The following is a 713-nucleotide window of genomic DNA, read 5'->3' as shown; positions in this document are numbered from 1 at the left end:
GAAGCCGAGGTCGGCCAGGGCGCCGAGACCGGCCTCGCGGAGGTGTGCGGTGACCTTGTCGTGGCGGGCGGTGGTGATCTCGCTGGATCGGCCGGGACGGGCCGAGGAGATCCAGATCAGGTTGCCCTTGTCGTCGGTCAGCGCGAGAAACAGCAGGCCATGGGTCTTGTGCTTCCCGCTGTAGTTCTTCCGGTTCTCCGTCCCGGTACGGCGCCGGGTGCGGACCAGGGTGCCGTCCAGGAGGACCACGACCCCGCCCCGCTTGGCGATCTTCTTCAGGGCTCGGTCCAGACGCGGTGCGCGGGCGGCCAGCAGGCGCAGGGCCTCCTGCACCCAGCGGCGCACGGTGGAGGCGGAGACGGCGTTATCGCCGGCCATATCGGAAAGCCGCTGGTCATGGCGGAGAACAGCGAGCGCGATCAACGCCTGGGTGCCGGGAGCGACCTTGCGCCAGCGGGTGCCCAGCCGATTGCGTTCGCGGCGTATCAGATCCCCGACGAAGTCGAGGGTGCCCTTCGACACCGGGAGCCGGACCTGGTAGACAGCACGCTGAGGGCCTTCGGCGGGCTGGTTTTTCGTCACAGATTCACCAACATCCGCCGGGGCCCCTCGCGTTACGGCGGGAATCGGCCGGTCGTGATCCGCCGAAACTCCGAAGTCAGGGACTCCAGCCCCACCCCCTCGGCTCGATCCGGCACCAGCCTCATCCCGCC

General features: G+C 69.1%; 1 protein-coding gene. It reads right to left on the bottom strand.

Features of this window, described 5'->3' with window-relative positions:
* A partial coding sequence (locus BZL64_RS41685; protein WP_244205773.1) for a transposase family protein occupies nucleotides 1-582 on the bottom strand: 582 nt, incomplete at its 3' end.
* Between the last annotated feature and the right edge of the window lie 131 nt (nucleotides 583-713).

The organism is Streptomyces bobili (assembly GCF_002154575.1).
GTDB classification, from domain to species: Bacteria; Actinomycetota; Actinomycetes; order Streptomycetales; family Streptomycetaceae; genus Streptomyces; species Streptomyces bobili.
Note: the sequence above shows the minus strand (reverse complement) of the source record. Positions and strands in the feature narration are given on the sequence as shown.